Annotated in this window: 23 protein-coding genes; 8 read left to right on the forward strand and 15 right to left on the reverse strand. The window is 51.8% G+C overall.

Features of this window, described 5'->3' with window-relative positions:
- Window positions 1–32: 32 nt before the first annotated feature.
- The 4 genes from ychF to LG52_RS17485 all read right to left on the reverse strand — a co-directional run bounded on the left by ychF (window position 33) and on the right by LG52_RS17485 (window position 4,576).
- Window positions 33–1,133 carry a redox-regulated ATPase YchF gene (gene ychF, locus LG52_RS17465; protein ID WP_044732921.1) on the reverse strand — a complete coding sequence of 367 codons (1,101 nt, stop codon included), beginning with the start codon at window positions 1,131–1,133 and terminating at the stop codon, window positions 33–35.
- 249 nt (window positions 1,134–1,382) lie between these two features.
- Window positions 1,383–3,404 carry a molybdopterin-dependent oxidoreductase gene (locus LG52_RS17475; protein WP_044732923.1) on the reverse strand — a complete coding sequence of 674 codons (2,022 nt, stop codon included), beginning with the start codon at window positions 3,402–3,404 and terminating at the stop codon, window positions 1,383–1,385.
- A 56-nt stretch (window positions 3,405–3,460) separates the two neighbouring features.
- A complete protein-coding gene (locus LG52_RS17480) occupies window positions 3,461–3,658 on the reverse strand; it encodes a DUF951 domain-containing protein (protein WP_011232948.1) in 198 nt (65 codons plus the stop codon).
- Between the two features lie 12 nt (window positions 3,659–3,670).
- The gene (locus LG52_RS17485; protein WP_044733338.1) at window positions 3,671–4,576 is read right to left on the reverse strand and encodes a mechanosensitive ion channel family protein; all 906 of its coding nucleotides are present in this window, start codon (window positions 4,574–4,576) and stop codon (window positions 3,671–3,673) included.
- Window positions 4,577–4,761: 185 nt separating this feature from the next.
- Between LG52_RS17485 and yyaC the strand changes: the two genes are divergently transcribed.
- Window positions 4,762–5,385, forward strand: coding sequence for a spore protease YyaC (yyaC, locus tag LG52_RS17490; RefSeq protein ID WP_044732924.1), 624 nt, complete (start codon window positions 4,762–4,764; stop codon window positions 5,383–5,385).
- Window positions 5,386–5,525: 140 nt separating this feature from the next.
- Here yyaC and LG52_RS17495 read toward each other — a convergent pair whose 3' ends face one another.
- From LG52_RS17495 to rpmH, 11 genes are all read right to left on the reverse strand, one after another.
- Window positions 5,526–6,230, reverse strand: a complete 705-nt coding sequence (locus tag LG52_RS17495) for a DUF554 domain-containing protein (protein WP_044732925.1) — start codon at window positions 6,228–6,230, stop codon at window positions 5,526–5,528.
- 54 nt (window positions 6,231–6,284) lie between these two features.
- On the reverse strand, window positions 6,285–7,154 hold the full coding sequence (locus tag LG52_RS17500) for a ParB/RepB/Spo0J family partition protein (RefSeq protein ID WP_044732926.1): 870 nt from the start codon (window positions 7,152–7,154) through the stop codon (window positions 6,285–6,287).
- A complete protein-coding gene (locus LG52_RS17505) occupies window positions 7,147–7,908 on the reverse strand; it encodes a ParA family protein (RefSeq protein WP_011232953.1) in 762 nt (253 codons plus the stop codon). The genes LG52_RS17500 and LG52_RS17505 overlap by 8 nt, the downstream gene beginning before the upstream one ends.
- 126 nt (window positions 7,909–8,034) lie before the next feature.
- The gene (noc, locus tag LG52_RS17510) at window positions 8,035–8,880 is read right to left on the reverse strand and encodes a nucleoid occlusion protein (protein ID WP_044732927.1); all 846 of its coding nucleotides are present in this window, start codon (window positions 8,878–8,880) and stop codon (window positions 8,035–8,037) included.
- A gap of 161 nt (window positions 8,881–9,041) precedes the next feature.
- Window positions 9,042–9,758 carry a 16S rRNA (guanine(527)-N(7))-methyltransferase RsmG gene (rsmG, locus tag LG52_RS17515; RefSeq protein ID WP_044732928.1) on the reverse strand — a complete coding sequence of 239 codons (717 nt, stop codon included), beginning with the start codon at window positions 9,756–9,758 and terminating at the stop codon, window positions 9,042–9,044.
- 23 nt (window positions 9,759–9,781) lie between these two features.
- Window positions 9,782–11,671, reverse strand: coding sequence for a tRNA uridine-5-carboxymethylaminomethyl(34) synthesis enzyme MnmG (gene mnmG, locus LG52_RS17520; protein WP_044732929.1), 1,890 nt, complete (start codon window positions 11,669–11,671; stop codon window positions 9,782–9,784).
- Window positions 11,672–11,689: 18 nt separating this feature from the next.
- Window positions 11,690–13,078 (reverse strand): tRNA uridine-5-carboxymethylaminomethyl(34) synthesis GTPase MnmE, encoded by a 1,389-nt coding sequence (gene mnmE / locus LG52_RS17525; protein ID WP_075261727.1) that lies wholly within the window; start codon window positions 13,076–13,078, stop codon window positions 11,690–11,692.
- Window positions 13,079–13,416: 338 nt separating this feature from the next.
- Window positions 13,417–14,073: an RNA-binding cell elongation regulator Jag/EloR gene (gene jag, locus LG52_RS17530; RefSeq protein WP_044732930.1), complete on the reverse strand. Its 657-nt coding sequence runs from the start codon at window positions 14,071–14,073 to the stop codon at window positions 13,417–13,419.
- A complete protein-coding gene (gene spoIIIJ / locus LG52_RS17535; RefSeq protein WP_011232959.1) occupies window positions 14,070–14,834 on the reverse strand; it encodes a YidC family membrane integrase SpoIIIJ in 765 nt (254 codons plus the stop codon). The genes jag and spoIIIJ overlap by 4 nt, the downstream gene beginning before the upstream one ends.
- Window positions 14,835–14,907: 73 nt before the next feature.
- A complete protein-coding gene (gene rnpA, locus LG52_RS17540) occupies window positions 14,908–15,273 on the reverse strand; it encodes a ribonuclease P protein component (RefSeq protein ID WP_044732931.1) in 366 nt (121 codons plus the stop codon).
- A gap of 77 nt (window positions 15,274–15,350) precedes the next feature.
- On the reverse strand, window positions 15,351–15,485 hold the full coding sequence (rpmH, locus tag LG52_RS17545; protein ID WP_003253900.1) for a 50S ribosomal protein L34: 135 nt from the start codon (window positions 15,483–15,485) through the stop codon (window positions 15,351–15,353).
- A gap of 477 nt (window positions 15,486–15,962) precedes the next feature.
- On the opposite strand from rpmH, the gene dnaA reads away from it, so the two are divergent.
- From dnaA to LG52_RS17580, 7 genes are all read left to right on the forward strand, one after another.
- Window positions 15,963–17,315, forward strand: coding sequence for a chromosomal replication initiator protein DnaA (gene dnaA / locus LG52_RS17550; RefSeq protein ID WP_044732932.1), 1,353 nt, complete (start codon window positions 15,963–15,965; stop codon window positions 17,313–17,315).
- A gap of 173 nt (window positions 17,316–17,488) precedes the next feature.
- Complete coding sequence (gene dnaN / locus LG52_RS17555; protein WP_044732933.1) at window positions 17,489–18,625, forward strand: DNA polymerase III subunit beta; 1,137 nt, start codon at window positions 17,489–17,491, stop codon at window positions 18,623–18,625.
- 190 nt (window positions 18,626–18,815) lie between these two features.
- A complete protein-coding gene (gene yaaA, locus LG52_RS17560) occupies window positions 18,816–19,046 on the forward strand; it encodes a S4 domain-containing protein YaaA (protein ID WP_082055810.1) in 231 nt (76 codons plus the stop codon).
- A gap of 11 nt (window positions 19,047–19,057) precedes the next feature.
- Window positions 19,058–20,176: a DNA replication/repair protein RecF gene (recF, locus tag LG52_RS17565; RefSeq protein WP_044732934.1), complete on the forward strand. Its 1,119-nt coding sequence runs from the start codon at window positions 19,058–19,060 to the stop codon at window positions 20,174–20,176.
- Between the two features lie 46 nt (window positions 20,177–20,222).
- Complete coding sequence (gyrB, locus tag LG52_RS17570; protein WP_044732935.1) at window positions 20,223–22,145, forward strand: DNA topoisomerase (ATP-hydrolyzing) subunit B; 1,923 nt, start codon at window positions 20,223–20,225, stop codon at window positions 22,143–22,145.
- Window positions 22,146–22,295: 150 nt separating this feature from the next.
- Window positions 22,296–24,752, forward strand: a complete 2,457-nt coding sequence (gene gyrA, locus LG52_RS17575) for a DNA gyrase subunit A (RefSeq protein ID WP_044732936.1) — start codon at window positions 22,296–22,298, stop codon at window positions 24,750–24,752.
- A gap of 141 nt (window positions 24,753–24,893) precedes the next feature.
- A complete protein-coding gene (locus LG52_RS17580; RefSeq protein WP_044732937.1) occupies window positions 24,894–25,961 on the forward strand; it encodes an HD-GYP domain-containing protein in 1,068 nt (355 codons plus the stop codon).
- Window positions 25,962–26,000 lie beyond the last annotated feature (39 nt).

Genomic DNA, 26,000 nt, shown 5'->3' on the forward strand with positions numbered 1-26,000 from the left:
CCTGCTGTATAACCCCCGAACTTGCCTAGATGTTATACGTTGAACCGGAAGTGCATAATATCGCCGTCTTGTACTTCGTAGTCTTTCCCTTCAAGGCGCACTTTGCCGGCTTCACGCGCCGCCGCCATCGATCCAGCCGCGACGAGGTCAGCGTACGACACCGTTTCTGCGCGAATAAATCCGCGCTCAAAGTCGGAATGGATGATGCCGGCGCATTGCGGCGCTTTCATCCCTTTGCGGAACGTCCACGCCCGCACCTCCTGCTCGCCGGCGGTGAAAAACGTCGCCAATCCAAGCAAGCTGTAAGCGGCGCGGATAAGCTGGTCAAGGCCGGACTGCTCGATGCCGAGCTCCTGCAAAAATTGCCGTTTTTCCTCATCGCTGAACTCAGCGATTTCCTCTTCGATTTTGGCGCAGACAACAATGACTTCAGCGTTGTCGCGCTTCGCAAACTCGCTCACGTCCTTGACAAACGGATTGCCGCTAGGGTCAGCGATGTCTTCCTCGCCGACATTGGCGACGTAAAGCATCGGCTTGATCGTCAACAAATGCAGCTGCTTGACGACTTTCATCTCTTCATCAGTGAACTCGAGTGTGCGCGCCGGCTTGCCGGCTTCGAGCGTCTCCTTCAACCGCCGCAAAATATCGTATTCAAACGCCGCCTCTTTATCCTTTTGCTTGGCGATTTTGCCGACCCGCTCGATTCGTTTGTCAACCGTCTCTAAATCAGCCAATACGAGTTCCAAATTGATCGTTTCGATATCGGCGAGCGGGTCGACTTTGCCGGCGACGTGGGTGATGTTTTCATCGCTGAAGCAGCGGACGACTTGGCAAATCGCATCGACTTGGCGGATATGCGACAAAAACTTGTTGCCAAGCCCCTCTCCTTTGCTTGCTCCTTTGACAATGCCGGCGATATCGGTAAATTCAAAAACAGTCGGCACTGTCCGCTTCGGGCGAAACATTTCCGTCAATACATCGAGCCGCTCGTCAGGCACTTCGACGACACCGACGTTCGGCTCAATCGTGCAAAAAGGATAGTTGGCTGACTCAGCACCTGCTTTCGTAATGGCGTTAAACAACGTCGATTTACCGACGTTCGGCAATCCGACGATTCCTGCTGTCAATCCCATTCGTTCCACTCCTCTTTCCCGTTCACATCTTCCCTCATTATATGGGCTGGCACAGAAAATGACAAGCGCTCCGCGGGCGGGGAATGTTTCCTCTCCCGCCCGCTTCGAAAAAGGCAAGAGTTGGCGCCCTTTTTCCAACACTCGGCCGCCCAAAGCCGACTCTGTATTTTCATTTTCGAATCAGCCGCCTTAAACCGCTTGTTGCCGTCAACAACGTCATTTTTCTACTGCCAAAACACTTTTGACTGTTTACTTCGCTTCCGGCGCGACTTTTTCGATATCAACCAAACAGTCATAAAGCGTGCTGCCGCAGCCGTTATCCGACTCCAAATCGGACGTGAGGACGTTGACCGGCCCGCCGAACACTCCCCATTGTCCTTCGTCAATGTTGATCGTGCCTGGGTAGGCGCCATCAAGCACCTTGACCGTTCCCACGAGCGATCCGCGGTCGTTGTAAACACGCGCCCGGTCGCCATCGGCGAGCCCTTTTTTCACGGCGACGTCGGCCGCCACCTCAATGCGCACCACCTGCAGCTCCGGGATGAGCGGGTAATGCTGCGAATGGTTCGAGCGGAGCGGATGGATCGTCAACAGCCGATACGGATATTTGGCGGCTAATGCCGGATTGGCTTCCTCCGATTCGGCCGGATACATGATTTGCAGCCGGCCGTCCATCCCTTTTTGTTTGGCGATGGTCGATGTAAATTCATATTTGCCGCTTGGCGTTTGAAATCGGCGGCCACGCCACGGCACAGGTTCGACAGGCAAAAGGACGCGGTGCTCCGTTTTCAGCCGCGCAAGCGTAATGCCGTGCTGTTCCAACGGCCGAAGCGCCATCGCAAGGAATTGCTCGCGCGTATAGGCAAAATCGTCCCCAAACCCGAGCCGTTTCGCCAGCTCCGTCCAAATCCACAAATCCGGTTTCGCCTCGCCCGGCGGGTCGACAAGCTTTGGCCCGTAGTTTACATATGCATGGTACATGGAGGAACAATACACATCCTCTTCTTCAAACGATGCGGCCACTGGAAGAACGTAATCGGCGACGGCGGCCGTGTCGGTCATAAACTGCTCGAATACAACGACCGTCTCAACGGAAGCGAACGCTTTTTTCATTAAGTTCGTGTTCGGCACTTGAACGAGCGGGTTGCCGCACGTGACGATCACCATGCCGATCGGCGGATCATTCGCCCGCAATATTTCTTCCGCCTGCTTCATCATCGTCCATGTGCGCGAGGCCGTTTTCCGCTCCGGAAGCGTCAACGCCGATTTATCGAAGCATTCGCTCACCTGCAAGTTGCCAAAATTCGCCCCTCCGCCGGGAATGCCGACGTTTCCGCTTGCGGCGACAAGGGCATCGATCCATCGGATTGTATTGCCGCCGTTCGCATAACGCTGCATGCCAAGGCCGAGATACGTCGCCGTTGGCCGGTCCCCGTAAAGCCGGGCCAGCTCCGTCATTTGATCCCGACTGACGCCGGTATGCCGCTCGAGCTCAGAAAGCGAAATCATATCTAATACTTGTTTGACGTCATCAAACCCAAGCGTATACTGCTCGATAAAGGCACGGTCCTCAAGTCCGAGGCGAAGCAATTCTTTCATGACGCCCATCGCCAAAAACGCATCCATCCCCGGCTTAATGCATACGTACTGATCGGCGATGCGCGCCGTCGGGCCAAACAGCGGATCGATGACCACAATTGTCGCCCCGCGTTTTTTCGCGGCAAGCAACCGCTCGAATAAATGCATGTTCGTGCGGGCGACGTTTCTCCCCCAAATGACGATGTGGCGGCTGTTGTCGATATCTTCTGGCGCATGGCTGTAGGCGTTGCCAAAATCCCATGTCTGCGCCTCAATGCCCGCGCCCCAGCAAAGGCTGCCGATCAGCTCTGTTGCCCCACCATAGCAATTAAAAAAACGGCGGTCCAGGTTTTTCAGCAACCCGTTGTTGGCGTAATCATGACTGTGGAGTACAGCAGTTGGCCCAAACCGTTCTTTCAATTCCCACATCTTTCTGGCGATGTCATCAAGCGCCTCTTCCCAAGAAATGCGAACGAACTTCCCGTTTACTTTTTTCAACGGATAGAGAAGGCGTTCTTTGGCGTTTACTCGCTCTTTCAACATCCGCCCACGTCCGCAAATGTTTCCTTTCGTGATGGGATGGTGTTCGTCGCCGTCAACGCGTACGACTTTCCCCTTGTTCACCGTCACCTTCAGCCCGCATACGTCCCAGCAGTTGAGCGGGCATGATGTTACATGCATCGTTTCCGTCATTTTCTCCCTCCCCTTCGCAACAAAAGAGCATGGCCTCGCCGCCATGCTTCATTTGCTTATTCTTCATGTTTGACGAGCACTTTTTTCATTTTGCGGATAAACTCTTTGCGCGGCAGCAAAACGCTATGGGCGCACCCTTCACATTTAATGCGGATGTCAGCGCCCAAGCGGATCACTTTCCAACGGTTCGTTCCACATGGATGCGGCTTTTTCATTTCGACGATATCGTATAGGCCGAACTGTTTCTCTTCCATCGATCCACCTCCCTATGACAACGATTGCTCCCGTTGCGGCTTTGCCTCCGGCTGTTCTTGTCCGTCGCGGCGATGCAGCACAAGCCGCGGGTATGGGATTTCGATTCCCCGTTCGTCCAACAGCAACTTCACTTCCTTGCGGATCGCCCGAGCGACCGCCAGATGGCGCATCGGCTTCGTTTCGCACGTGATGCGCAATACGACTTCTGAGCTGGCTAAATTTTGCACGCCAAGCAATTCCGGCGGGGCGACCATGTCTTCATACTTCGCCGGCAGCTGCGGAAAAAGCTCGCGGATGGCTTTCTCCGCCTCTTCAATGTCTTCTTCATAAGCGATGCTGACGTCAACGACAGCGAGGCTGTTGTGCAGCGAATAGTTCGTCACTTGAGTGATGCTGCCGTTTGGCAAAATGTGCACTTCCCCGGTCCAACTTTTAATTTTCGTCACCCGAAGCCCAATCGTTTCAACATACCCTTCAAAATTGCCGATGCGCACATAATCTCCGACCGCAAACTGGTCTTCAAAAATGATGAAAAATCCAGTGATGATGTCTTTCACTAAGCTTTGTGCGCCAAAACCCACGGCCAGCCCGACGACCCCGGCTCCAGCGAGCAGCGCTTTGACGGGAACGCCAAACGCATCTAAAATCATCAAGAGCGCAATAAAATATAGTACGTACGTAATGACGTTGTCGAGCAGCCGAACAAGCGTCGCCTCCCGACGTTCAGAAATGCGGATCGGCGCCTTCTGCCGCACTTTGAACATGTTATGAACGGCAATTTTCAACACTTTCACCGCTACGGCGCATATGAGTAGAATAAGGACGATTTTCAGCATTCCTTTTCCGATCTGAAGCCACAATTGTTCATCCATCAAAAATGCGAACAATCGGCTCATCGTTTTTTCCATCGTGTTCAACGTTGGCGACACCTCAATCTTTTTCTTGTTCTGCGCTTTTATTTTAACAAGACCGGTCGTTGATTTGTAGCCCGATATCCCGTTATCGCGAAGAAAAGGCAAGAAAACGAACAATGAAATGTATATCATTCTTTTATTTTCCGTATACTGTTAATACTTTTGAAATGAAAGTAGGAGTGAAGCGAATGAGCATACCATCGATATTTTTCTCGTCCAAGGAGGAAAGAGACCGCGTGTTTTACGATGAGCAAGGGGCGGTGTCGTCGATCGCTTGGCGGGTCGCCTCACTGCTTCCCGACCCGCTCATTCAGCCGGTCGCTATCGTTTGCATCGGCACAGATCGCTCGACCGGCGATTCGCTTGGACCGCTCGTCGGCACGATGCTCAAAGAGAAACCGTTGGCTCGCTTCCACGTGTACGGAACACTCGAAGAACCAATCCATGCCGTTAATTTGGAAGAAAAGGTAGAAGCCATTCGACTAATTCATCACGATCCGTTCATGATCGCGGTCGATGCCTGCCTCGGGCGGCTGAAAAGCGTCGGCGCCATTACGATCGCCAAAGGACCGGTCCGCCCTGGGGCTGGTGTCAACAAACAGCTCCTTCCCGTCGGCGACGCCCATATTACTGGGGTTGTCAATGTCAGCGGGTTTATGGAGTTTTTCGTCCTGCAAAATACGCGCCTCCATCTTGTCATGAATATGGCGAAAACGATCGCCAACGGCATTTATGAAGCGGAGCGGTTCATCCTCCGAAAAGAGCGGCTCGGTGCCCCTTTGCTCTCAACAGAACGGCATTCATTATGGTAGGCGGCAAATCCCCCTCTTGTTCAGCTGTCCAAGGAGGGGATTTCTTTTGCGCGCCTTGAATCGCCATTTTCATACCGGGGGTGGAAAGCGAAACACACTCATGAATGTGTTTTGTTTGCTTTCGAGGGGCACGAGGCCGGCTATCGGACGAAGGAAAAAACGAAAACGGCCGCTGCTGTAACGAAAATGCTCGGCAGCAAATTGGCCGCGCGAATGTTCGTTAAACCGAGCATATTGAGTCCAATGGCCGTAATTAAAATGCCTCCGGTCGCCGTTGATTCGGCGATGAACGAATCGAGCACTTCCTTCGGCACAAACCGTTCGATTTGCGTCGCCAACAGCGCGATGCTACCCTCATAAACAACGACCGGCAAGGCGGAGAAGATGACGCCGATGCCGAGCGTCGTCGTCAAAATGACACTGGCAAAGCCGTCTAAAATCGATTTCGTATACAAGACTCTATGGTCGCCGCGCAGCCCGCTGTCAAGCGCTCCGACGATGGCCATCGCCCCGATGACAAACAACAACGTCGCGCTGACAAACCCTTTAGCGATGCTTCCTTGCCCGTTTCCGCTCACTTTCGCCTCGAGCCATTGACCGAGCCGGTTCAGCTTTTCCTCCCAGTTCCACCACTCTCCGAGAATGCCGCCGAAAACAAGGCTGAAAATAACAACGAGAAACTGTTCGCTTTTCATTCCCATTTGTATGCCAAGCAGCGCCACCGCAAGCCCAATCCCCCCCATCACCGTTTCCTTTACTCGCTCGGGGATGCGATGAAGCCATTTTCCAATCAATGCCCCGGCAATAATGCTCACTCCGTTGATAATCGTTCCTAACAACACCATGATGTCCAACCCTCTCTCGCAAAAAAATAAACCGGCCTTGATCAAAGGGCCGACTTACTCGTCGAACCGCACATCGAGCAGTTCTAATATTCTCTCTAAATCTTCCGGAGAAAAAAACTCAATTTCAATTTTTCCTCTTTTCCTCGTTTGTTTAATCGTGACGTTCGTCCCGAATTTTTCGCGCAACAACGATTCGCTTTCGCGAATAAACACGCTTTTTTCCGGCGGTTTCCGCTTTGATGTTTCACGTGAAACATTTTCGTTCGCTTGTTGGATCAGTTTTTCAAGCTGGCGGACGTTCAACCCTTCGCGAATCGTCCGTTCTACGATCGGTTTCATTTTGCTTTTTTGCTTCAGCCCCAACAACGCGCGGCCATGTCCCATCGAAAGTGTGCCGTCCATAAGCAGCTTTTGCACATCTGAAGGGAGGGACAACAAACGCAAATGATTGGCGATGTGCGGACGGCTCTTCCCAACGCGGCTCGCGACTTCCTCCTGGGTTAAGTGCAGCTTGTCCATCAACATTTTGTACGCCATCGCTTCCTCGATCGGGTTCAAATCCTCGCGCTGCAAGTTTTCAAGAAGGGCGAACTCCATCATTTGCTCATCAGTCAACTCGCGCACCACAACCGGCACCGACGGCAAATTCGCCTCTTTGGCCGCCCGGTAGCGCCGTTCGCCAACGACGATTTCAAATCCGTTCGGTGCACGGCGGACGATGAGCGGCTGCAAAATGCCGTGCTGCAAAATCGATTGCTTCAACTCCTCAATCGCCTCAGGCTGAAACGTTTTCCGCGGCTGGTACGGATTTGGATGAAGGTCGTGAATGCTTACTTCCCGCACCGTTTCCTCTTTCCCATTAAGTTCATTGAGAGAGAGGTTGTCAAACAGCGCACTGATGCCTTTGCCGAGACCTTTAGCCACGTTCAAGCACCTCCTTCGCCAGTTCCAAATACACTTCCGCCCCCCGCGATTTCACATCGTACAAAATGATCGGCTTGCCATGGCTTGGCGCCTCGCTCAGCCGCACGTTTCGCGGGATGATCGTCTGGTACACCTTTTCGCGGAAATACTTTTTGACTTCTTGAATGACCTGCAAGCCTAGATTCGTCCTTGCATCAAGCATCGTCAACAGAACGCCTTCGAGGCGCAAATCATAGTTTAAGTGCCGCTGCACAAGCCGGATCGTGTTAAGCAGCTGGCTGAGCCCTTCTAACGCATAATATTCGCATTGGACAGGGATGAGCACAGAATTGGCCGCTGTCAACGCGTTGAGCGTCAGCAAGCCGAGCGAAGGAGGACAGTCGATAATAATGAAGTCGTATTTGTCTTTCAGCGGCTCGATCGCGTTTCTCAGCCGAATTTCGCGGGAAATGACCGAGACGAGCTCAATTTCTGCGCCGGCGAGCTGGATCGTCGCTGGAATGACGTATAAATTTTCGATGTCCGTCGGTCGAATGACATCTTTTGCTTTCATGTCGCCAATGATGACATTGTAAATGCATTCGTCGACATCGCCTCGCTCAATGCCGATGCCGCTCGTCGCATTTCCTTGCGGATCGGCGTCAACAAGCAGCACTTTTTTTCCAAGATGCGCCAAACAGGCCGATAAATTGACGGCTGTCGTCGTTTTTCCAACTCCGCCTTTTTGGTTTGCAATAGCAATGACTTTTCCCACGATGCCACCTACCTCTATCTCTTCCTCAATCCATGTTTATTTTAGCACGAAAACAGGAAAATGACTTTGTTTTCTGAAAGAAAAAACCCCATCAGCTGTGCTTGATGAGGCAAAAGGTGACTTTCGTTATTTTTTCGCGATTCGAATCGTAATTTGATAGTAGTCATCGAATTCTTCTTCTTCAGATTGGACGGACACCCCGCTGCTTTCGACCATGGAAAGCGACTGGCGGATCGTGTTGACGGCGATGCGCATATCGCGGCTGAACGCCTTTCGCTTCGGTTTTGGCTTCCGTTCCCCCGCCTCGAGCAGCTTTAACACCCGATCTTCCGTCTGCTTGACATTCAACTGTTTGTCGATGATTTCTTGCAGCAGTTTCAGCTGTTTTTCTTTATCTTTTAAGGCAATCAACGCGCGCGCATGACGTTCCGTAATCGCCCGTTGCAAGAGCGCCTCTTGCACCTCTTGCGGGAGTTTCAGCAGACGCAGCTTATTGGCGATCGTCGACTGTCCTTTGCCGAGCCGCTGAGCGAGCGCTTCTTGCGTCAAATCATGGAGCTCGATCAATTTGGCGTACGCCATCGCCTCTTCAATCGGCGTCAACTCTTCGCGCTGTAAGTTTTCAATGAGGGCGACGGAGGCGGTTTCTTTGTCATTTAAGTTTTTGATGATCGCGGGGATTTCCGTCCAGCCAAGTTTTTGCACCGCTCTCCATCTTCGCTCGCCGGCGATGATTTCAAACCGTCCGTTCCCGCATTCGCGGACGACGATGGGCTGGATGATGCCGTGCGTGCGGATCGTCAGCGCCAACTCGTCGATCTTCTCTTCATCAAATATCGTGCGCGGCTGAAAGCGGTTCGGAATGATGCTGGCAACCGGAATGTGGCGAACTTCCTCCCGCTCTTGCTTTTCCTCCATTTCTTCCTGTTCTTTTTCTCCAAAGCTGAACAAGCGCGAAAATGGATGCTTCATCCCCCTACACCACCTTTGGACATACTTGGCCAAAATGTCTCTGTCTCGCCCGGCATACGCCGCCTTACGGTCGGTTTTTTGGCGCGGGACGAAGGCGGGGGAGCAAAACAGCTTGTTTCTCTCTTTCAGCCGGCAAAGCCCTCCCGCCGCCCGCAAAGACGCTACTGAATCGGTTGTTTGTTCGGCGTTCCCGGTTTGCGCGGGTATTGGTTCGGCGTTTTTCTCATTTTTTGGATGAAAATGATCGTTCGTTCGCCTTCGTCAAACGGCAGCGTGAACGTTTCCGTCGCCGTCACTTCTCCGCCAAGCACAGAAATCGCCTTGTTTCCCTCTTTCAGCTCCTCGGGCGCCGAAGCAGCTTTCATCGCAATGAATGTCCCGCCCATTTTCACGAGCGGAAGGCAAAGTTCGACAAGCACTGGCATGCGCGCCACCGCTCTGGCTGTGACGACGTCAAATGATTCGCGCATCCCCCTTTGACGGGCGAACGTCTCAGCGCGTTCGTGGTAAAGCGCCACGTCCGCAAGCTCAAGCTCGGTGATCAGATGCTCTAAAAAACGGATGCGTTTTTGCAGCGAATCAACGATGGAAACGCGCAAATGCGGAAAACAAATTTTGAGCGGAAGGCTCGGAAATCCCGCCCCGGCGCCCACATCGCAAAGCGCAAGCGGCGCTGAAAAGTCGTAGTAAAAAGCCGGGGACACCGAGTCGAAAAAGTGCTTCACATAGACGCCGGGCTTGTCCGTAATAGCGGTCAAATTCATTTTCTCGTTCCACTCAACGAGCAGTTCGTAATAGCGCTCAAACTGCGCAAGCGCCCGGGAAGAGAGGGGAATTCCCCTCTCTTCGAGCATGGTTTGAAATTGTGTCGCCTCCATAAGCCAATCCTTTCCCTCATTGTTTATTCATTCGACACGCGCGCGATTCTTCCTTGTTCCAAATACACTAATAATATCGAAATATCGGCCGGATTGACGCCGGAAATGCGCGACGCCTGGGCGATTGAGAGCGGGCGCACTTGTTTGAGCTTTTGCCGCGCCTCGGTTGCAAGCCCTTGGATGGCGTCGTAATCGATATCTTCCGGGATTTTTTTGTTTTCCATTTTTTTGAGCCGTTCAACTTCTTGGAGCGATTTTTGGATGTAGCCCTCGTACTTGATTTGAATTTCGACTTGCTCAGCCACTTCCGGAGCGATCTCCTCGTCAGCCGGCGCCAGTTTTCGGATGTGCTCGTACGTCATCTCCGGGCGTCGGAGCAAATCGGCGGCGCGAATGCCGTCTTTCAGCTCGCTTCCACCCGCTTCACGGATGACTTCCTGCACCTGGGGCGTCGGTTTGATGATCACCGTTTGCAGCCGCTTTTTCTCTCGTTCGATCGCCTCTTTTTTCGCCAAAAATTTTTGATACCGCTCTTCGGAAATGAGACCGATCCGATAGCCGAGCTCGGTCAGGCGCAAATCGGCGTTGTCATGGCGAAGCAAAAGCCGGTACTCGGCACGCGACGTCAGCAGGCGGTACGGCTCATTCGTCCCTTTCGTCACCAAGTCGTCGATTAAAACGCCGATATAGGCATCCGAACGGCTTAAAATGATTTCTTCGCGGCCGAGCGCACGGTGGGCGGCGTTAATGCCGGCCATAATGCCTTGGCCCGCCGCTTCTTCATAGCCGGACGTGCCGTTGATTTGCCCTGCGGTATACAAGTTTTTCACAAGCTTTGTCTCGAGCGTCGGCCATAGCTGCGTCGGCACGATGGCATCGTACTCGATCGCATAGCCAGCCCGCATGAGCTGCGCCTTCTCAAGTCCCGGGATCGTCTCAAGCAGCTTGCGCTGGATATGTTCCGGCAAACTTGTTGACAACCCTTGCACGTACACTTCTTCCGTTTTCCGCCCTTCCGGCTCGAGGAAAATTTGATGGCGCGGCTTATCGTGGAACCGGACGACTTTATCCTCGATCGATGGGCAATAGCGCGGCCCGGTTCCTTTGATCATGCCGGAGTACATCGGCGACAAGTGCAAGTTTTCATCGATGATGCGGTGTGTTTCTTCCGTCGTGTACGTCAGCCAGCACGGCAGCTGATCAGTGATGTATTTTGTCGTCTCGTACGAAAACGCCCGCGGCTCCTTGTCACCCGGCTGAATTTCCGTTTTGCTGTAGTCGATCGTCCGGCTGTTGACACGCGGCGGCGTGCCCGTTTTGAAGCGAACAAGCTTAAACCCAAGCTCTTCTAAATGCTCGGACAACTTAATCGACGGTTGCTGGTTGTTCGGGCCGCTCGAATATTTAATGTCGCCGATGATGATTTCCCCGCGCAAAAACGTCCCGGTCGTAACGACGACCGCCTTGGCGTAATAATGCGCCCCTGTATGGGTGATGACGCCTTTGCAGACGCCGTCTTCAACAATGAGCCGCTCGACTTTTCCTTGCAGAAGCGTCAAATTTTCTTGATTTTCGAGTGTTTTTTTCATTTCCCGCTGGTACAGCACTTTATCGGCTTGCGCCCGAAGCGCGCGGACGGCTGGCCCTTTGCCGGTGTTTAGCATCCGCATTTGAATGTATGTTTTGTCAATGTTTTTTGCCATTTCCCCGCCGAGAGCGTCGATTTCGCGCACGATGATTCCTTTCGCCGGGCCGCCGATCGACGGGTTGCACGGCATGAACGCGATCATATCGAGGTTGAGCGTAATGACAAGCGTCTTCGCCCCGATGCGCGCCGAAGCTAATGCCGCTTCGCAGCCGGCATGGCCGGCGCCAACGACAATGACGTCATACGTTCCTCCATGGTAATCCATATGGCATTTCCTCCTCGCTTATTTTCCTAAACAAAACTGAGCAAACAGCTGATCAATCAAGCTTTCATGGATCGTATCACCGATGATTTCGCCAAGCAACTCCCATGCCCGGCGCAAATCGATTTGGACGAGATCAACCGGCATGCCGGCGTCAATGCCGGCCAAGGCATCTTCGATCGCTGTTTTCGCCTGCTCGAGCAAGGCGATATGGCGAGAGTTGGAAACGTATGTCAAATCGCCGGCTTCCAGCTCACCCCCAAAAAACAGGCCAGCAATCGCCTTCTCCAGTTCATCAATTCCTTGTTCATGCAACAGGGATGTCCCCACGACCGGCCGGCCGGCCGCCAGCTCCTTGACCCGCTCCATATCGATCCGCCGGGGCAAATCGGTTTTATTCACAATGACGATGGCATCCATTCCCTCGATCATGGCAAACAGCCGCTCGTCCTCTTCCGTCAGCGGTTCATGATAATTCAAAACGAGCAAAATTAAGTCGGCCCGCTTCAACATTTGCTGCGAGCGCTCGACGCCGATCCGTTCGACGACATCTTCAGTTTCGCGGATGCCAGCCGTATCGATCAAGCGAAGCGGTACGCCGCGGACGTTGACATATTCCTCGATGACGTCGCGCGTCGTCCCCGGAATATCGGTGACGATCGCCCGATTTTCATGGGCGAGCGCATTCAAAAGCGACGATTTGCCGACGTTCGGCCGCCCGATAATGACCGTTGCCAGCCCTTCGCGCAATATTTTTCCTTGCGCGGCGGTCGACAGCAGCTTTTCAATTTGCCCGCGCACATATTCCGCCTTTTCCCGCAAAAGGCGCGGCGTCATTTCTTCCACATCATCGTATTCCGGATAATCGATATTGACTTCAACATGTGCCAGCGTCTCCAAAATCGTCTGCCGCAACTCGCGAATCAATTTTGACAGGCGCCCTTCCATTTGCTGTAGGGCGACGTTCATCGCTCGGTCGGTTTTGGCGCGGATCAGGTCGATGACTGCCTCAGCTTGAGATAAATCGATGCGCCCATTTAAAAACGCCCGCTTCGTAAACTCCCCCGGCTCGGCGAGCCGCGCCCCGTTTGCCAGCACGAGCTGCAGCACCCGATTGACGGAAACAAACCCGCCATGACAGTTGATCTCGACCACGTCCTCGCGCGTAAACGTCTTCGGTGCGCGCATAACCGATACCATTACTTCTTCAACGACCCGTCCGCTTTTCGGATCGATGATATGCCCGTAGTGGATCGTGTGCGATGGAACGTCTTTGAGCCGCTTTCCGCTCGGGCTGCGGAAAAGCTGGTCAGCGATCTCAACCGCTTGATCTCCGCTCAACCGAACGATGGCAATCGCCCCTTCGCCCATCGGCGTCGAAATGGCGGCGATCGTATCAAATTCCGTCAAAGCTGTTCACCTCTCGCTCCGCTTTCTCTATATCCACAGCCCGTTTTGGCCGCTTTTTTCCTTGTGCATATTCACTTAAGTTCAATTTTAACTTATCCACATGTGAATAACAATACGGCGCGCTCAACGCGGTTGTTGAAAAATATAAGCGGCGGCCGTCAAAAAAAGTTGGTGGAAACTAGTCATTGCTTCACAATCATCTGGACGGATAGAAAAAAAGACCGTTGCGCTGTTTCCCCATTTGAAGAAGCTCTTGCTGGAGCGTTTCCCCTATTTCCATCGCCAATCTTCCAGGCGGCGCCAATACCGTAAAAAAAGAGGCCGCCTCTGTACACAGTTTAGCGAGGCGCCTCTTTTTTCGGCGACATTTTGCCTGTTTTCGGAGCGACGACAATCGAACGGTGCGGATCAACGCCAACGGAATAGGTCAAGACGTGCTTGTTGTCAGCCAGCGCTGCATGGATGATCTTCCGTTCATGCGCCGGCAACGGCTCCAACCTTACTTCTTTTCCCGTCTTCACCGCCCGAGCAGCCAGCTTGTGCGCCAGTTCGATCAGCGCCTTTTCCCTTCGTTCGCGGTAATTTTCGACATCGACGGCAATCGACACGTATTCGTCAGCATGGCGGTTGGCGACGAGTTGCGCCAAAAACTGAAGAGCGTTTAACGTTTGCCCGTGCTTGCCGATCAATAGACCGACCGGCCCCCCGTGCACATGAAGCGTCACTTGCTTGCCGCGGCGGACGGCTTCGATGCTTGCCCCTTCCGCCCCCATTTGCGTGGTGACTTGCCGCAAAAAGCGAACCGTCTCCTCAACGGGGTCGATTTTCAGCACGGCTTTCACAACCGCTGGCCGGCCGCCAAACAAGCCAAACCAACCTCTTTTCCCTTCATCGAGCACAACAATAACCGCACGCTCTCGAGGCACCCCAAGCTGCGCGAGCGCCAACTGCACCGCCTCTTCGACTGTCCGGGCAGTCGCGGTCACTTCTTTCACTTTTTCGCTCCTCCTGAATGGGCGGCAATCTCTGGCCCTTTAATGAGATACGTTTGCACAATGGAGAAAATATTTCCGACGACCCAGTAAAGCGACAAAGCAGCTGGGAAGTTGATCGCGAAAATGACGATCATAATCGGCATCATCCAAAGCATCATCGCCATTTGTGGATTTTGCTGAGCGGAGCCGGCCATCATGATTTTCTGCTGGATGAACGTCGTCACGCCGGCAATGACCGGCAAAATGTAGTACGGGTCTTTTTCGCCAAGGTCAAACCATAAAAAATTATGTTGGGCAATTTCTCTCGTGCGCATGATGGCATGGTAAAATCCAATTAAAATCGGCATCTGGATCAAAATCGGGAAGCAGCCGGCCATTGGGTTGACGCCGTGCTTTTGGAATAAAAGCATCATCTCTTGCTGGAGCTTTTGTTGAGTTTGCGCGTCTTTTGAGCTGTATTTTTTGCGGAGCGCTTCAATTTCCGGCTGAAGCGCTTGCATCGCCTTCGCGTTGCGCGTCTGTTGGATCATCAGCGGCAAAATCAATAAGCGGATCAAAATGGTGACGACAATGATCGACAACCCAAAGCTTCCGCCGAGCAGCCCGGCGACATATTTGATCAGCCAAGAAAGCGGATAAACGATATACTCATTCCAAAACCCCTTGCTTTCCGGGGTGATCGGTTTGTGAATTTCTGTGCATCCGGCCAGCACAGCCGCTAACGCACCGAACAAAATGATGAATCTGATTCGCCTTTTCACCTTCTTTTTCCTCCCACATATACGAGTTCACGTATGTATTTTACCATCTTTTTTTGCCGCGTGGAGCATTTTTTCAAGCCGAATGCGACGGTTGGCCTCCTTTTTTCAGCCCTCCGGATTTCCGGAGCACATGGATTAAACTTTTTTTTACTTCCGCATAATTCATCTGCGCCACCGGCTGCCTAGCGATAACGACATAGTCTTTGCCAGGGGCAATCTCCTCTTTCAATTCGAGGAAGCATTGGCGGATGTATCGCTTGATTCGATTTCGGACGACAGCCTTGCCGAGTTTTTTGCTGACAGACAGCCCGATGCGAAAATAAGGCTGCTCCGGGCGGTCAAGCGTGTAGATGACAAACTGGCGGTTGGCCGTTGAAGCGCCCCTCTGAAACACTTCCTGGAACTCTTCGTTTTTCTTGATCCGATACTTTTTTTTCATTCTCCCCAAACACTCCATTTGCCTAATTTCCCGGCGGCAAAATTGAGAAAAAAGACCACTGAAACTTCAGTGGCCTATTATGCAGACAAAACTTTTCTTCCTTTGCGGCGGCGGCGCGCCAACACTTTTCTGCCGTTTCTCGTGCTCATGCGCGCGCGAAATCCGTGCACTTTGCTTCGCTTCCGTCTATTCGGTTGATACGTCCGTTTCATCTATGACACCTCCCTAGGGAATAACAGTTACGGGCAGTCTTTCTCATTATATTGAACAATCTTAGCAAATGTCAACCGCCTCTTCGTTTTTCCAACTTTGATCAACGTTGTGGATAATTTTTTCTCCCTATCAACAATCCACAACATTTATCGACATTTTTTTCACATGTTCAATGGTGTGGATAATGATTTTTTCACACCCTGTCCATTTTGTGGATAATCAAAAAAATTCCGTTGCAACAAGCCGCTTTATTTGCTATTATTATTGTGTTTTCACTATGGATAATTATGTGGATAAGATGAATCTATCCACATTTTGTGGATAGACTGTGGATAGTTTTTTCACAACGTGTTAATGATGTTACCCACAGATGGTGGATTTTGTCGAAAAGCTTCTTTATTTCTTTAATATGCTTTTTCCACAAACTTATTTTTTTAAACAAACGATCATCCTCTGACTTAAGGGAGGGGCAACGGGTGGAAAATATCCATGACTTATGGGATCGCGTGCTCGCGGAGATTGAACGAAAAATCAGCAAGCCGAGCTTTGAAACTTGGCTCAAGTCAACAAAAGCCCACTCTTTACGAGGTGACACGCTCGTCATCGTAGCCCCGAACGAGTTTGCTAGAGATTGGCTTGATTCTCGCTACTCTCATTTGATTGCGGAAACGATCTACGCCATCACGGGCGAAGAATTAGCCATCAAGTTTATCATTCCGCCAAATCAAGATGATGAAGAACTAGAGTTCCAGTCATCTAAGAAAAAGCAGCGGAAACCGTATGAAGAGACAAACGATTTCCCACAAAGCATGTTAAATCCGAAATACACGTTCGATACGTTTGTCATCGGCTCCGGCAACCGGTTCGCCCATGCCGCTTCATTGGCGGTCGCTGAGGCTCCGGCCAAAGCATACAACCCCTTGTTTATCTATGGCGGCGTCGGACTTGGAAAAACACACTTAATGCACGCAATCGGCCATTACGTGATTGAACATAACCCATCGGCGAAAGTGGTCTATTTATCTTCAGAGAAATTTACGAATGAGTTTATTAACGCCATCCGAGACAACCGCCCTGACGACTTTCGCAACAAGTACCGGAACGTTGACGTCCTACTGATCGATGATATTCAGTTTTTGGCCGGAAAAGAACAAACGCAAGAAGAATTTTTCCATACGTTTAATACGCTGCACGAGGAGAGCAAGCAAATCGTCATCTCAAGCGATCGACCGCCGAAAGAAATCCCAACGCTCGAAGACCGCTTGCGTTCGCGCTTTGAGTGGGGGCTCATCACCGACATCACGCCGCCTGATCTGGAGACGCGGATCGCTATCCTCCGCAAAAAGGCGAAGGCGGAGGGGTTTGACATTCCAAACGAGGTAATGCTTTATATCGCCAATCAAATTGACTCGAACATCCGCGAGCTTGAGGGCGCTCTCATTCGCGTCGTCGCTTATTCGTCGCTCATCAACAAAGAGATCACCGCTGACTTGGCAGCAGAGGCATTGAAAGACATCATCCCGAGCGCAAAGCCGAAGGTAATCACGATTCAAGACATTCAGCGCGTTGTTGGACAGCATTTCAACATCAAGATGGAAGATTTTAAAGCGAAAAAGCGAACAAAATCGGTCGCGTTCCCTCGGCAAATTGCCATGTATCTCTCCCGTGAACTGACCGACTGTTCGTTGCCGAAAATCGGCGATGAATTTGGGGGGCGCGATCATACAACCGTCATCCACGCCCATGAAAAAATATCAAAGCTTTTGCAAACCGACACGCAGCTGCAAAGGCATATACAAGAGATTCAAGAAAAGCTGAAGCAACTGTGAACAACTGCCTCGGCTTTATGCACAGCTTATCCACATGTGGACAGGCTGTGCTTGCTTCGCTTTTTTTGTTTACCCACATACTAACAAGCCATACGACTAGTACTACGGTTTTTGTTTTTATATTTTTATAATTTATTTCCTAGAGGATCAAAGAAATGGGGAGGAACAGGAACGTGAATATTTCCATTGACCGCGAAGCGCTGGCGAAAAGCGTTCAAGATGTAATGAAAGCTGTATCAACAAGAACAACGATCCCGATTTTGACCGGAATCAAACTAACGGCAACCGCCTCGGGAGTAACGCTGACCGGAAGCGATTCCGACATTTCAATCGAATCGTTTATTCCGCTTGAAAAAGAAGGCAAGTTGCTCGTCGACGTGAAAAGACCGGGGAGCATCGTACTGCAGGCGCGCTTTTTCTCTGAAATCGTGAAAAAACTGCCGCAACAAACGGTGGAAATCGAAACAGAAGACAACTTTTTGACGATCATCCGCTCGGGGCACTCAGAATTCCGCCTCAATGGGCTAAACGCCGACGAATATCCGCGCCTGCCGCAAATCGAAGAAGAAAACGTGTTTCAAATCCCGGCTGATTTATTGAAAACTGTGATTCGGCAAACGGTGTTCGCCGTTTCTACATCGGAAACGCGCCCAATCTTGACAGGTGTCAACTGGAAAGTCGAACATGGCAAGCTTGTCTGCACAGCGACCGACAGTCATCGGTTAGCCATGCGCAAAGTGAAAATTGAGTCGGAAAATGAAGTATCATACAACGTCGTCATCCCTGGAAAAAGTCTTAATGAGCTCAGCAAAATTTTGGATGACGGCAACCACCCGGTGGACATCGTCATAACAGCCAATCAAGTGCTATTTAAGGCTGAGCACCTTCTCTTCTTTTCCCGGCTGCTTGACGGCAACTATCCGGAGACGGCCCGCTTGATTCCAACAGAAAGCAAAACGACCATGATCGTCAATGCAAAAGAGTTTTTGCAGGCAATCGACCGAGCATCCTTGCTTGCTCGAGAAGGAAGGAACAACGTTGTGAAGCTGACGACGCTTCCTGGAGGAATGCTCGAAATTTCTTCGATCTCTCCGGAGATCGGGAAAGTGACGGAGCAGCTGCAAACGGAGTCTCTTGAGGGGGAAGAGTTGAACATTTCGTTCAGCGCGAAATATATGATGGATGCGTTGCGGGCGCTCGATGGAACAGACATTCAAATCAGCTTCACTGGAGCCATGCGGCCGTTCCTGCTGCGCCCGCTTCATACCGATTCGATGCTTCAGCTCATTTTGCCGGTGAGAACATATTGACCCATCGCCCTCCTATTGGCGAAAACCATTCAGCTTCAAGGGCAAAAGCCGCCCGGCAACGCTGCTTTTTCTCAAGTCCGATGAGAAGGCGGGCAATATATCTATGCCCGTCCTTCCCATCGGCTTTCTTTGCGAGTGGGCGGATTTTCCGGTAAAATAAAAGAATAGGCAGTTTGAAGGAAAGCGAGCGATGACACGGATGGAACAACGGGTGACGATTACAACGGAAACGATTACGCTGGGGCAGCTTTTGAAACTTGTGCGATTGATCGATACTGGCGGTGCGGCCAAATGGTTTTTGCAGGAACATCACGTGCTTGTCAATGGAGAACGGGAAAACCGGCGCGGGCGAAAGCTGAGAGACGGCGACCGGGTCGACATTGAACCGTTTGGCACGTTGGTCGTCGTAAAAGCGGAGTAGGTGAAGGTTCGGTGTTTTTGACCAACTTAACGTTGACGAATTACCGGAATTATGAGTATGAAACGCTGAACTTCGGCGAGGGCATGAATGTCATCTTAGGAGAAAATGCCCAAGGAAAGACGAACATGATGGAGGCCATCTACGTTTTGGCCATGGCAAAGTCGCACCGCACGTCCAACGATAAAGACCTTATCCGTTGGAATGAAGAGTATGCTAAAATAGAAGGAAGAGCGGAAAAACGAAGCGGGTCGTTAACGCTCGAACTGCTTATTTCAAAAAAAGGAAAAAAAGCAAGATGCAACCATATTGAACAGCAGCGGCTCAGCCAATACGTCGGCCATTTGAATGTCGTCATGTTTGCTCCCGAAGACTTGAATTTAGTCAAGGGAAGTCCGCAAGTGCGGCGCCGATTTGTCGATATGGAAATCGGGCAAGTGTCGCCTGTGTATATACATGATTTGAGCCAATACCAAAAGTTGCTGCAACAACGCAATCATTACTTAAAAATGATGCAGGCGCACAAGCAAAGCGATGAGGCGGTTCTTGATGTGTTAACTGAGCAGCTTGTATTGCTGGCGGCCAAAATTACGCTGCGGCGCCGCCAGTTTTTGTCGCTGCTTGAGCAATGGGCGATGCCAATCCACTATGAAATCAGCCGCGGCGCCGAACAGCTTTGCATCCGATACGAACCGTCGGTCGACGTATCAGAAAAGGCGGAATTGTCGAGAATAGTAGAAGCATACAGTGAAACGTTCGCCGCCATGAGGGAACGGGAAGTTCAGCGGGGAACAACGCTGGTCGGCCCGCATCGCGATGACATCGCGTTTTTCGTGAATGGAAAAAACGTGCAAACTTTCGGTTCCCAGGGGCAACAACGTACAACCGCGCTAGCGGTCAAGCTGGCAGAACTTGAGCTCATCTTTTCCGAGTTAGGCGATTACCCCATTTTATTGCTGGATGATGTGTTGTCAGAACTTGATGACTTTCGGCAAACCCACCTCCTTGATGCCATCCGGAAAAAAGTGCAAACTTTTGTCACAACAACAAGCATTGACGGCATTAAGCACGATATCATTCAAGAAGCGGCCATTTATCGAGTCCATTCTGGTTCGGTAACCGCTCCTTCTTGACCGCGAGACCGTTGAACGTTTGTAAAGAAAGCGTAGGTGATCAGGCATGACAATGGAACAACGGGTTGAGCAGACGTACGATGCAAGCCAAATCCAAGTGCTTGAAGGCCTTGAAGCGGTCCGCAAGCGCCCGGGGATGTACATCGGCTCGACGGGGCCGAAAGGACTGCACCATCTCGTTTGGGAAATCGTCGACAACAGCATCGACGAGGCGTTGGCGGGCTATTGCACAAACATCGATGTGACGATCGGCAAAGACAATAGCATCACCGTCGCCGACAACGGGCGTGGCATTCCGGTTGACATTCACGAGGCGACCGGGCGTCCCGCCGTCGAAGTCATTATGACCGTCCTTCATGCCGGTGGGAAATTTGGCGGAGGGGGCTATAAAGTGTCCGGCGGCTTGCACGGCGTTGGCGCTTCGGTCGTCAACGCCTTATCGGAATGGCTCGAAGTGTACGTCTATCGGGATGGAAAAATCTATTACCAGCGGTACGAGCGCGGAGAACCGTGCACCGACTTGCAAGTCATCGGCGAGACAGACCGGACCGGAACGACGACCCGTTTTAAGCCGGACCCGGAAATTTTCACTGAGACGACCGAATTTGACTATGAAACGCTGGCCACTCGGTTGCGTGAGCTCGCCTTTCTAAATCGCGGCTTAAAAATCACGCTGACGGACGAACGGGTTGACAGCCGAAAAAACGAATATGTTTACGAAGGCGGCATTCGTTCATACGTCCGTCATTTGAACCGAACACGAGAAGTGCTGCACGAAGAGCCAATTTATATCATCGGCGAGCGTGACGGCATTGTCGTAGAAATCGCCTTGCAGTACAACGACGGCTATACGAGCAATATTTATTCGTTTGTCAACAACATTCATACGCATGAAGGCGGCACACATGAATCTGGCTTTAAAATGGCGCTGACGCGCATTATCAATGATTACGCCCGCAAGCAGCAAATTTTTAAAGAAAACGACGCGAACTTGACTGGCGAAGATGTGCGCGAAGGGCTGACGGCCATCGTGTCGATCAAGCATCCATCGCCGCAGTTTGAAGGGCAAACGAAAACGAAGCTCGGCAACAGCGATGCGCGCACGGTGACCGACGCTGTCTTTTCCGAACAATTTGAAACGTTTTTGCTTGAAAATCCGACGATTGCCCGAAAAATCGTCGAAAAAGGCATGATGGCAGCGCGGGCGCGGCTGGCGGCGAAAAAAGCGCGCGAACTGACGCGGCGCAAAAGTGCGCTTGAAATTTCCAATTTGCCGGGCAAACTAGCTGACTGTTCGTCAAGAGACCCGTCGATCAGCGAGCTGTACGTCGTCGAGGGCGATTCGGCCGGCGGCTCCGCAAAACAAGGGCGCGACCGCCATTTCCAAGCGATTTTGCCGCTGCGTGGGAAAATCCTTAACGTGGAAAAAGCGCGTTTGGACAAAATTTTGTCGAACAATGAGGTACGGGCGATTATTACCGCCCTTGGCACGGGCATCGGCGAAGAGTTTGACATCTCAAAGGCGCGTTACCATAAGGTCATCATCATGACCGACGCCGATGTTGACGGGGCCCACATTCGTACGCTTCTTTTAACATTTTTTTACCGTTATATGCGGGAATTGATTGAACACGGCTACATTTATATCGCTCAGCCGCCGCTGTATAAAATCGAGCAGGGAAAACAGGTGCGTTACGCTTACAACGACCGCCAGCTTGAGAAAATCCTTGCCGAGCTGCCGGACCAGCCAAAACCGACGATTCAACGCTATAAAGGATTGGGCGAGATGAATCCGGAGCAACTTTGGGAAACGACGATGAATCCGGAAACGAGAACGTTGCTGCAAGTGAGCTTGCAAGACGCCATTGATGCAGATGAAACGTTTGAAATTTTAATGGGCGATAAAGTTGAACCGCGCCGCCAGTTCATCGAAGAAAATGCCCGTTATGTGAAAAACTTGGACATTTAGGCTAAAAAGAGAGGGAATCAGACTCCCTCCTCGCTTCACCTTGCCGACGGGGACACCCGGCGCGCGAGCGAAGCGGCGCCCGCCGTCCGTCCGCGTCCGCCTGGCCGGGCGGTCCGGACTGGAGGAGGTTTCAAAGGGAGGTTTGAACGAATGGCAGAACACGAACAACCGCGCATCCGGGAAGTGAACATCAGCCAGGAAATGCGTTCTTCGTTTCTTGACTATGCGATGAGCGTCATCGTTTCGCGCGCCCTGCCGGACGTGCGCGACGGGCTGAAGCCGGTGCATCGCCGCATTTTATATGCCATGCACGACCTCGGCATGACTGCCGATAAACCGTATAAAAAGTCGGCTCGCATCGTCGGCGAAGTAATCGGGAAATATCATCCGCATGGGGATGCCGCCGTGTATGACACGATGGTGCGCATGGCGCAAGATTTCAACTACCGTTACATGCTTGTCGACGGACATGGCAACTTCGGATCGATTGACGGTGACGCGGCAGCAGCGATGCGCTACACGGAAGCGCGCATGTCGAAAATCGCCATGGAGCTTTTGCGCGATATCAACAAAGACACGATCGACTATCAAGACAACTATGACGGTTCGGAAAAAGAACCGGTCGTGCTGCCGTCCCGGTTTCCTAATTTGCTTGTCAACGGTTCATCCGGCATCGCTGTCGGAATGGCGACGAACATTCCTCCGCACCAGCTTGGCGAAGTGATCGACGCCTTGTTGGCATTAAGCCAAAAACCGGAGATGACGGTTGCCGATTTGATGGAATACATCCCAGGACCTGACTTTCCAACCGCTGGACAAATTATCGGCCGCAGCGGCATTCGCAAGGCGTACGAAACGGGTCGCGGCTCAATTACATTGCGCGCCAAGGCCGAAATCGAGCAGCAGCCAAACGGCAAGGAAACGATCATTGTGACCGAGCTCCCTTACCAAGTAAACAAGGCGAAACTGATCGAGCGGATCGCCGAACTTGTGCGCGACAAAAAAATTGACGGCATCACCGACTTGCGCGATGAGTCGGATCGGAGCGGCATGCGCATCGTTATCGAAGTGCGGCGCGATGCCAACGCGAAGGTTGTGTTGAACAATTTGTACAAACATACGGCATTGCAAACGAGTTTTGGCATCAACATGCTTGCTTTGGTAAACGGCGAGCCGAAAGTGCTGAACTTAAAAGAGTGCTTGGAGCATTATTTAAACCATCAAAAAACCGTCATCCGCCGGCGGACGGCGTTTGAGCTGAAAAAAGCCGAGGCGCGTGCTCACATTCTGGAAGGGTTGCGCATCGCCCTTGACCATTTGGATGAAGTGATCGACCTCATCCGCCGCTCACAGACAACGGAGGCGGCGCGCGAAGGGCTGATGGCGCGGTTCTCACTCAGTGAACGGCAAGCGCAGGCGATTTTGGATATGCGCCTGCAACGGTTAACCGGCCTTGAGAGGGAAAAAATCGAACAAGAATACCAAGATCTTGTCCGTCTGATCGCAGAACTGAGAGGAGTATTGGCCGACGAAGAGAAAGTATTGCAAATCATTCGCGATGAACTGAGCGAAATTAAGGAGCGGTTCAACGATGAGCGGCGCACGGAAATCGTTTCAGGAGCCGCTGAGCAGTTCGATGACGAGGATTTAATTCCACAAGAGCATGTCGTCATCACGCTTACTCATAAAGGCTACATCAAGCGCTTGCCTTTATCGACGTACCGGAGCCAAAAACGCGGCGGACGGGGCGTGCAAGGCATGCATACGGCGGAAGATGATTTTGTCGAACATTTGCTCATTACGTCGACTCATAACACCGTGCTGTTTTTCACGAATAAAGGGAAAGTGTATCAGGCAAAGGGCTACGAGATCCCGGAATTCGGCCGCACAGCCAAAGGGCTGCCGATCATCAATTTGCTTGAGCTCGATAGAGATGAGTGGATCAACGCCATGATTCCGATTGAAAGCGAGTTTAGCGATGAACGCTACCTCGTGTTTGCGACAAAGCAAGGAATTGCCAAACGCTCCCCGCTTTCAGCATTCGCCCATATCCGAAACAACGGGCTTATCGCCATCCATTTGCGCGAAGGGGATGAACTGATTTCTGTCCGGCTGACGGATGGCAAAAAGCATTTGATCATCGGTACGAAAAACGGCATGCTCATCCGTTTTCCGGAAACCGACGTGCGGGCGATGGGCCGCAGCGCGACTGGAGTCAAAGCGATCACGCTTGATGATGGGGATGAAGTAGTTGGCATGGAAATTTTAGAAGACCATCATGATGTGCTTGTCGTCACGAAAAAAGGGTTCGGCAAGCGCACTCCGGCCTCGGAATACCGCGTGCAAAGCCGCGGAGGCAAAGGATTGAAAACGTGCAACGTCACGGATCGAAACGGTCCTGTCGTTGCGGTGACAACCGTCGTCGGCAATGAAGACGTCATGGTGATCACGACCGGCGGTGTGCTCATTCGCATTGCTGTCAGCGATATTTCTCGGACGGGAAGAATCGCCCAAGGCGTTAAGCTCATTCGCCTTTCTGGCGAAGATGGGCATGAGTGCGTCGCTACGGTGGCGAAAGTGCCTGAGGAAGAAAGGGACGAGGAATAAAGAAGATCGTTCAGCCTAACGGAAACGGCGCTTCGCCTATAGGCGCGGGGCGTCGTTTTTCTGTTTCAAAAGTCTGCCATCGCGGTCAAAATCATGTTATGATAGACATACAGAGAAAAAAGACAAAGGGGGCACTAATCGATGGTCCGCGTGAAACGCTCCCAGCTTCGCGAAGGATGCGTGCTCGCTGAAGATGTGCTCGGCAAGACGAAACGTCCAATTATACCGAAAAACACCGTGATCACGAAACCGTTGCTACTCGTACTTGAAAAATTCCTTGTTGAGGAAGTGGACGTTGAACCATTGCTTGCTAACGGCGAACTATTTCCCAACGTCGATTCCGCATCAACGGCGGCTGCCAAACAGCCGATGGCCTTCTACTTAGAGGCGGTCCAACGATACAAAACATGGTTTCAATCGTGGCAAGCCGGTTTGCCGATTGATATTGGCGAAATCAGAGGGGTCATCATTCCGCTTTTTGAACGAATGGCGGTCCAAAAACGGGAGTTGCTTATGTTGCATCATTACGCAACAAACGACGAATATTTGCACCATCATGCCGTCAGCGTCGGGCTGCTTGCGGGCTTTTTGGCCATGCAGCTTGGATACAGCGAAGGGGAATGCCACCAAATCGCCCTTGTCGGTGTGCTAGCAGACTGTGGCATGGCGAAAGTAAGCAAGAGAATTTTGACAAGTCCGTCAGCGCTCACTGAAGCCGAGTTCAATGAAGTAAAGCAGCACCCTGTCTTCAGCTACCGCATGGTGCAAAAAATTCCTGCGCTAAACCATGGGGCAAAACTTGCCGTGTTGCAGCATCATGAACGAAATGACGGCAGCGGCTACCCGCTCGGAGTAAAAGCAGAGAGAATTCACCCTTACAGCCAGATCGTCGCTGTCGCTGATGTCTACCATGCCATGACTTCAGAACGGTTATACCGTCGCAAACAGTCGCCGTTTCGGGCTATTGAAGCGATGCAAAGGGAGCAGTTCGGCAAACTGAGTACAGAAGCTGTCGCCGCGCTGGTGAACAATCTCATCGGCCTACAAACAGGAGCCGTCGTCAAACTCTCCAACGGCGAAATGGCTGAAGTGATGTTTATTCCTTCGGACGAGCCAGCCCGGCCGATCGTCAAGATCATCGAAACCGGACAGTTGCTGTCACTAAGCGTCCAGCGGGACATATATATCGAAGAAATGGTGCAAGGTTGATCAGTGTCAGTTCCAAAAAATACTATTGCCTAAACAACA

This window comes from Geobacillus kaustophilus, from assembly GCF_000948285.1.
Classification (GTDB): Bacteria; Bacillota; Bacilli; order Bacillales; family Anoxybacillaceae; genus Geobacillus; species Geobacillus thermoleovorans_A.

Coding starts and splice junctions, on each gene's coding strand:
- ychF (WP_044732921.1), bottom strand. CDS start 1,133: ATGGGATTGACAGCAGGAATCGTCGGATTGCCGAACGTCGGTAAATCG.
- LG52_RS17475 (WP_044732923.1), bottom strand. CDS start 3,404: ATGACGGAAACGATGCATGTAACATCATGCCCGCTCAACTGCTGGGAC.
- LG52_RS17480 (WP_011232948.1), bottom strand. CDS start 3,658: ATGGAAGAGAAACAGTTCGGCCTATACGATATCGTCGAAATGAAAAAG.
- yyaC (WP_044732924.1), top strand. CDS start 4,762: ATGAGCATACCATCGATATTTTTCTCGTCCAAGGAGGAAAGAGACCGC.
- LG52_RS17495 (WP_044732925.1), bottom strand. CDS start 6,230: ATGGTGTTGTTAGGAACGATTATCAACGGAGTGAGCATTATTGCCGGG.
- noc (WP_044732927.1), bottom strand. CDS start 8,880: ATGAAGCATCCATTTTCGCGCTTGTTCAGCTTTGGAGAAAAAGAACAG.
- rsmG (WP_044732928.1), bottom strand. CDS start 9,758: ATGGAGGCGACACAATTTCAAACCATGCTCGAAGAGAGGGGAATTCCC.
- mnmG (WP_044732929.1), bottom strand. CDS start 11,671: ATGGATTACCATGGAGGAACGTATGACGTCATTGTCGTTGGCGCCGGC.
- rnpA (WP_044732931.1), bottom strand. CDS start 15,273: ATGAAAAAAAAGTATCGGATCAAGAAAAACGAAGAGTTCCAGGAAGTG.
- rpmH (WP_003253900.1), bottom strand. CDS start 15,485: ATGAAACGGACGTATCAACCGAATAGACGGAAGCGAAGCAAAGTGCAC.
- yaaA (WP_082055810.1), top strand. CDS start 18,816: ATGACACGGATGGAACAACGGGTGACGATTACAACGGAAACGATTACG.
- gyrB (WP_044732935.1), top strand. CDS start 20,223: ATGACAATGGAACAACGGGTTGAGCAGACGTACGATGCAAGCCAAATC.
- gyrA (WP_044732936.1), top strand. CDS start 22,296: ATGGCAGAACACGAACAACCGCGCATCCGGGAAGTGAACATCAGCCAG.
- LG52_RS17580 (WP_044732937.1), top strand. CDS start 24,894: ATGGTCCGCGTGAAACGCTCCCAGCTTCGCGAAGGATGCGTGCTCGCT.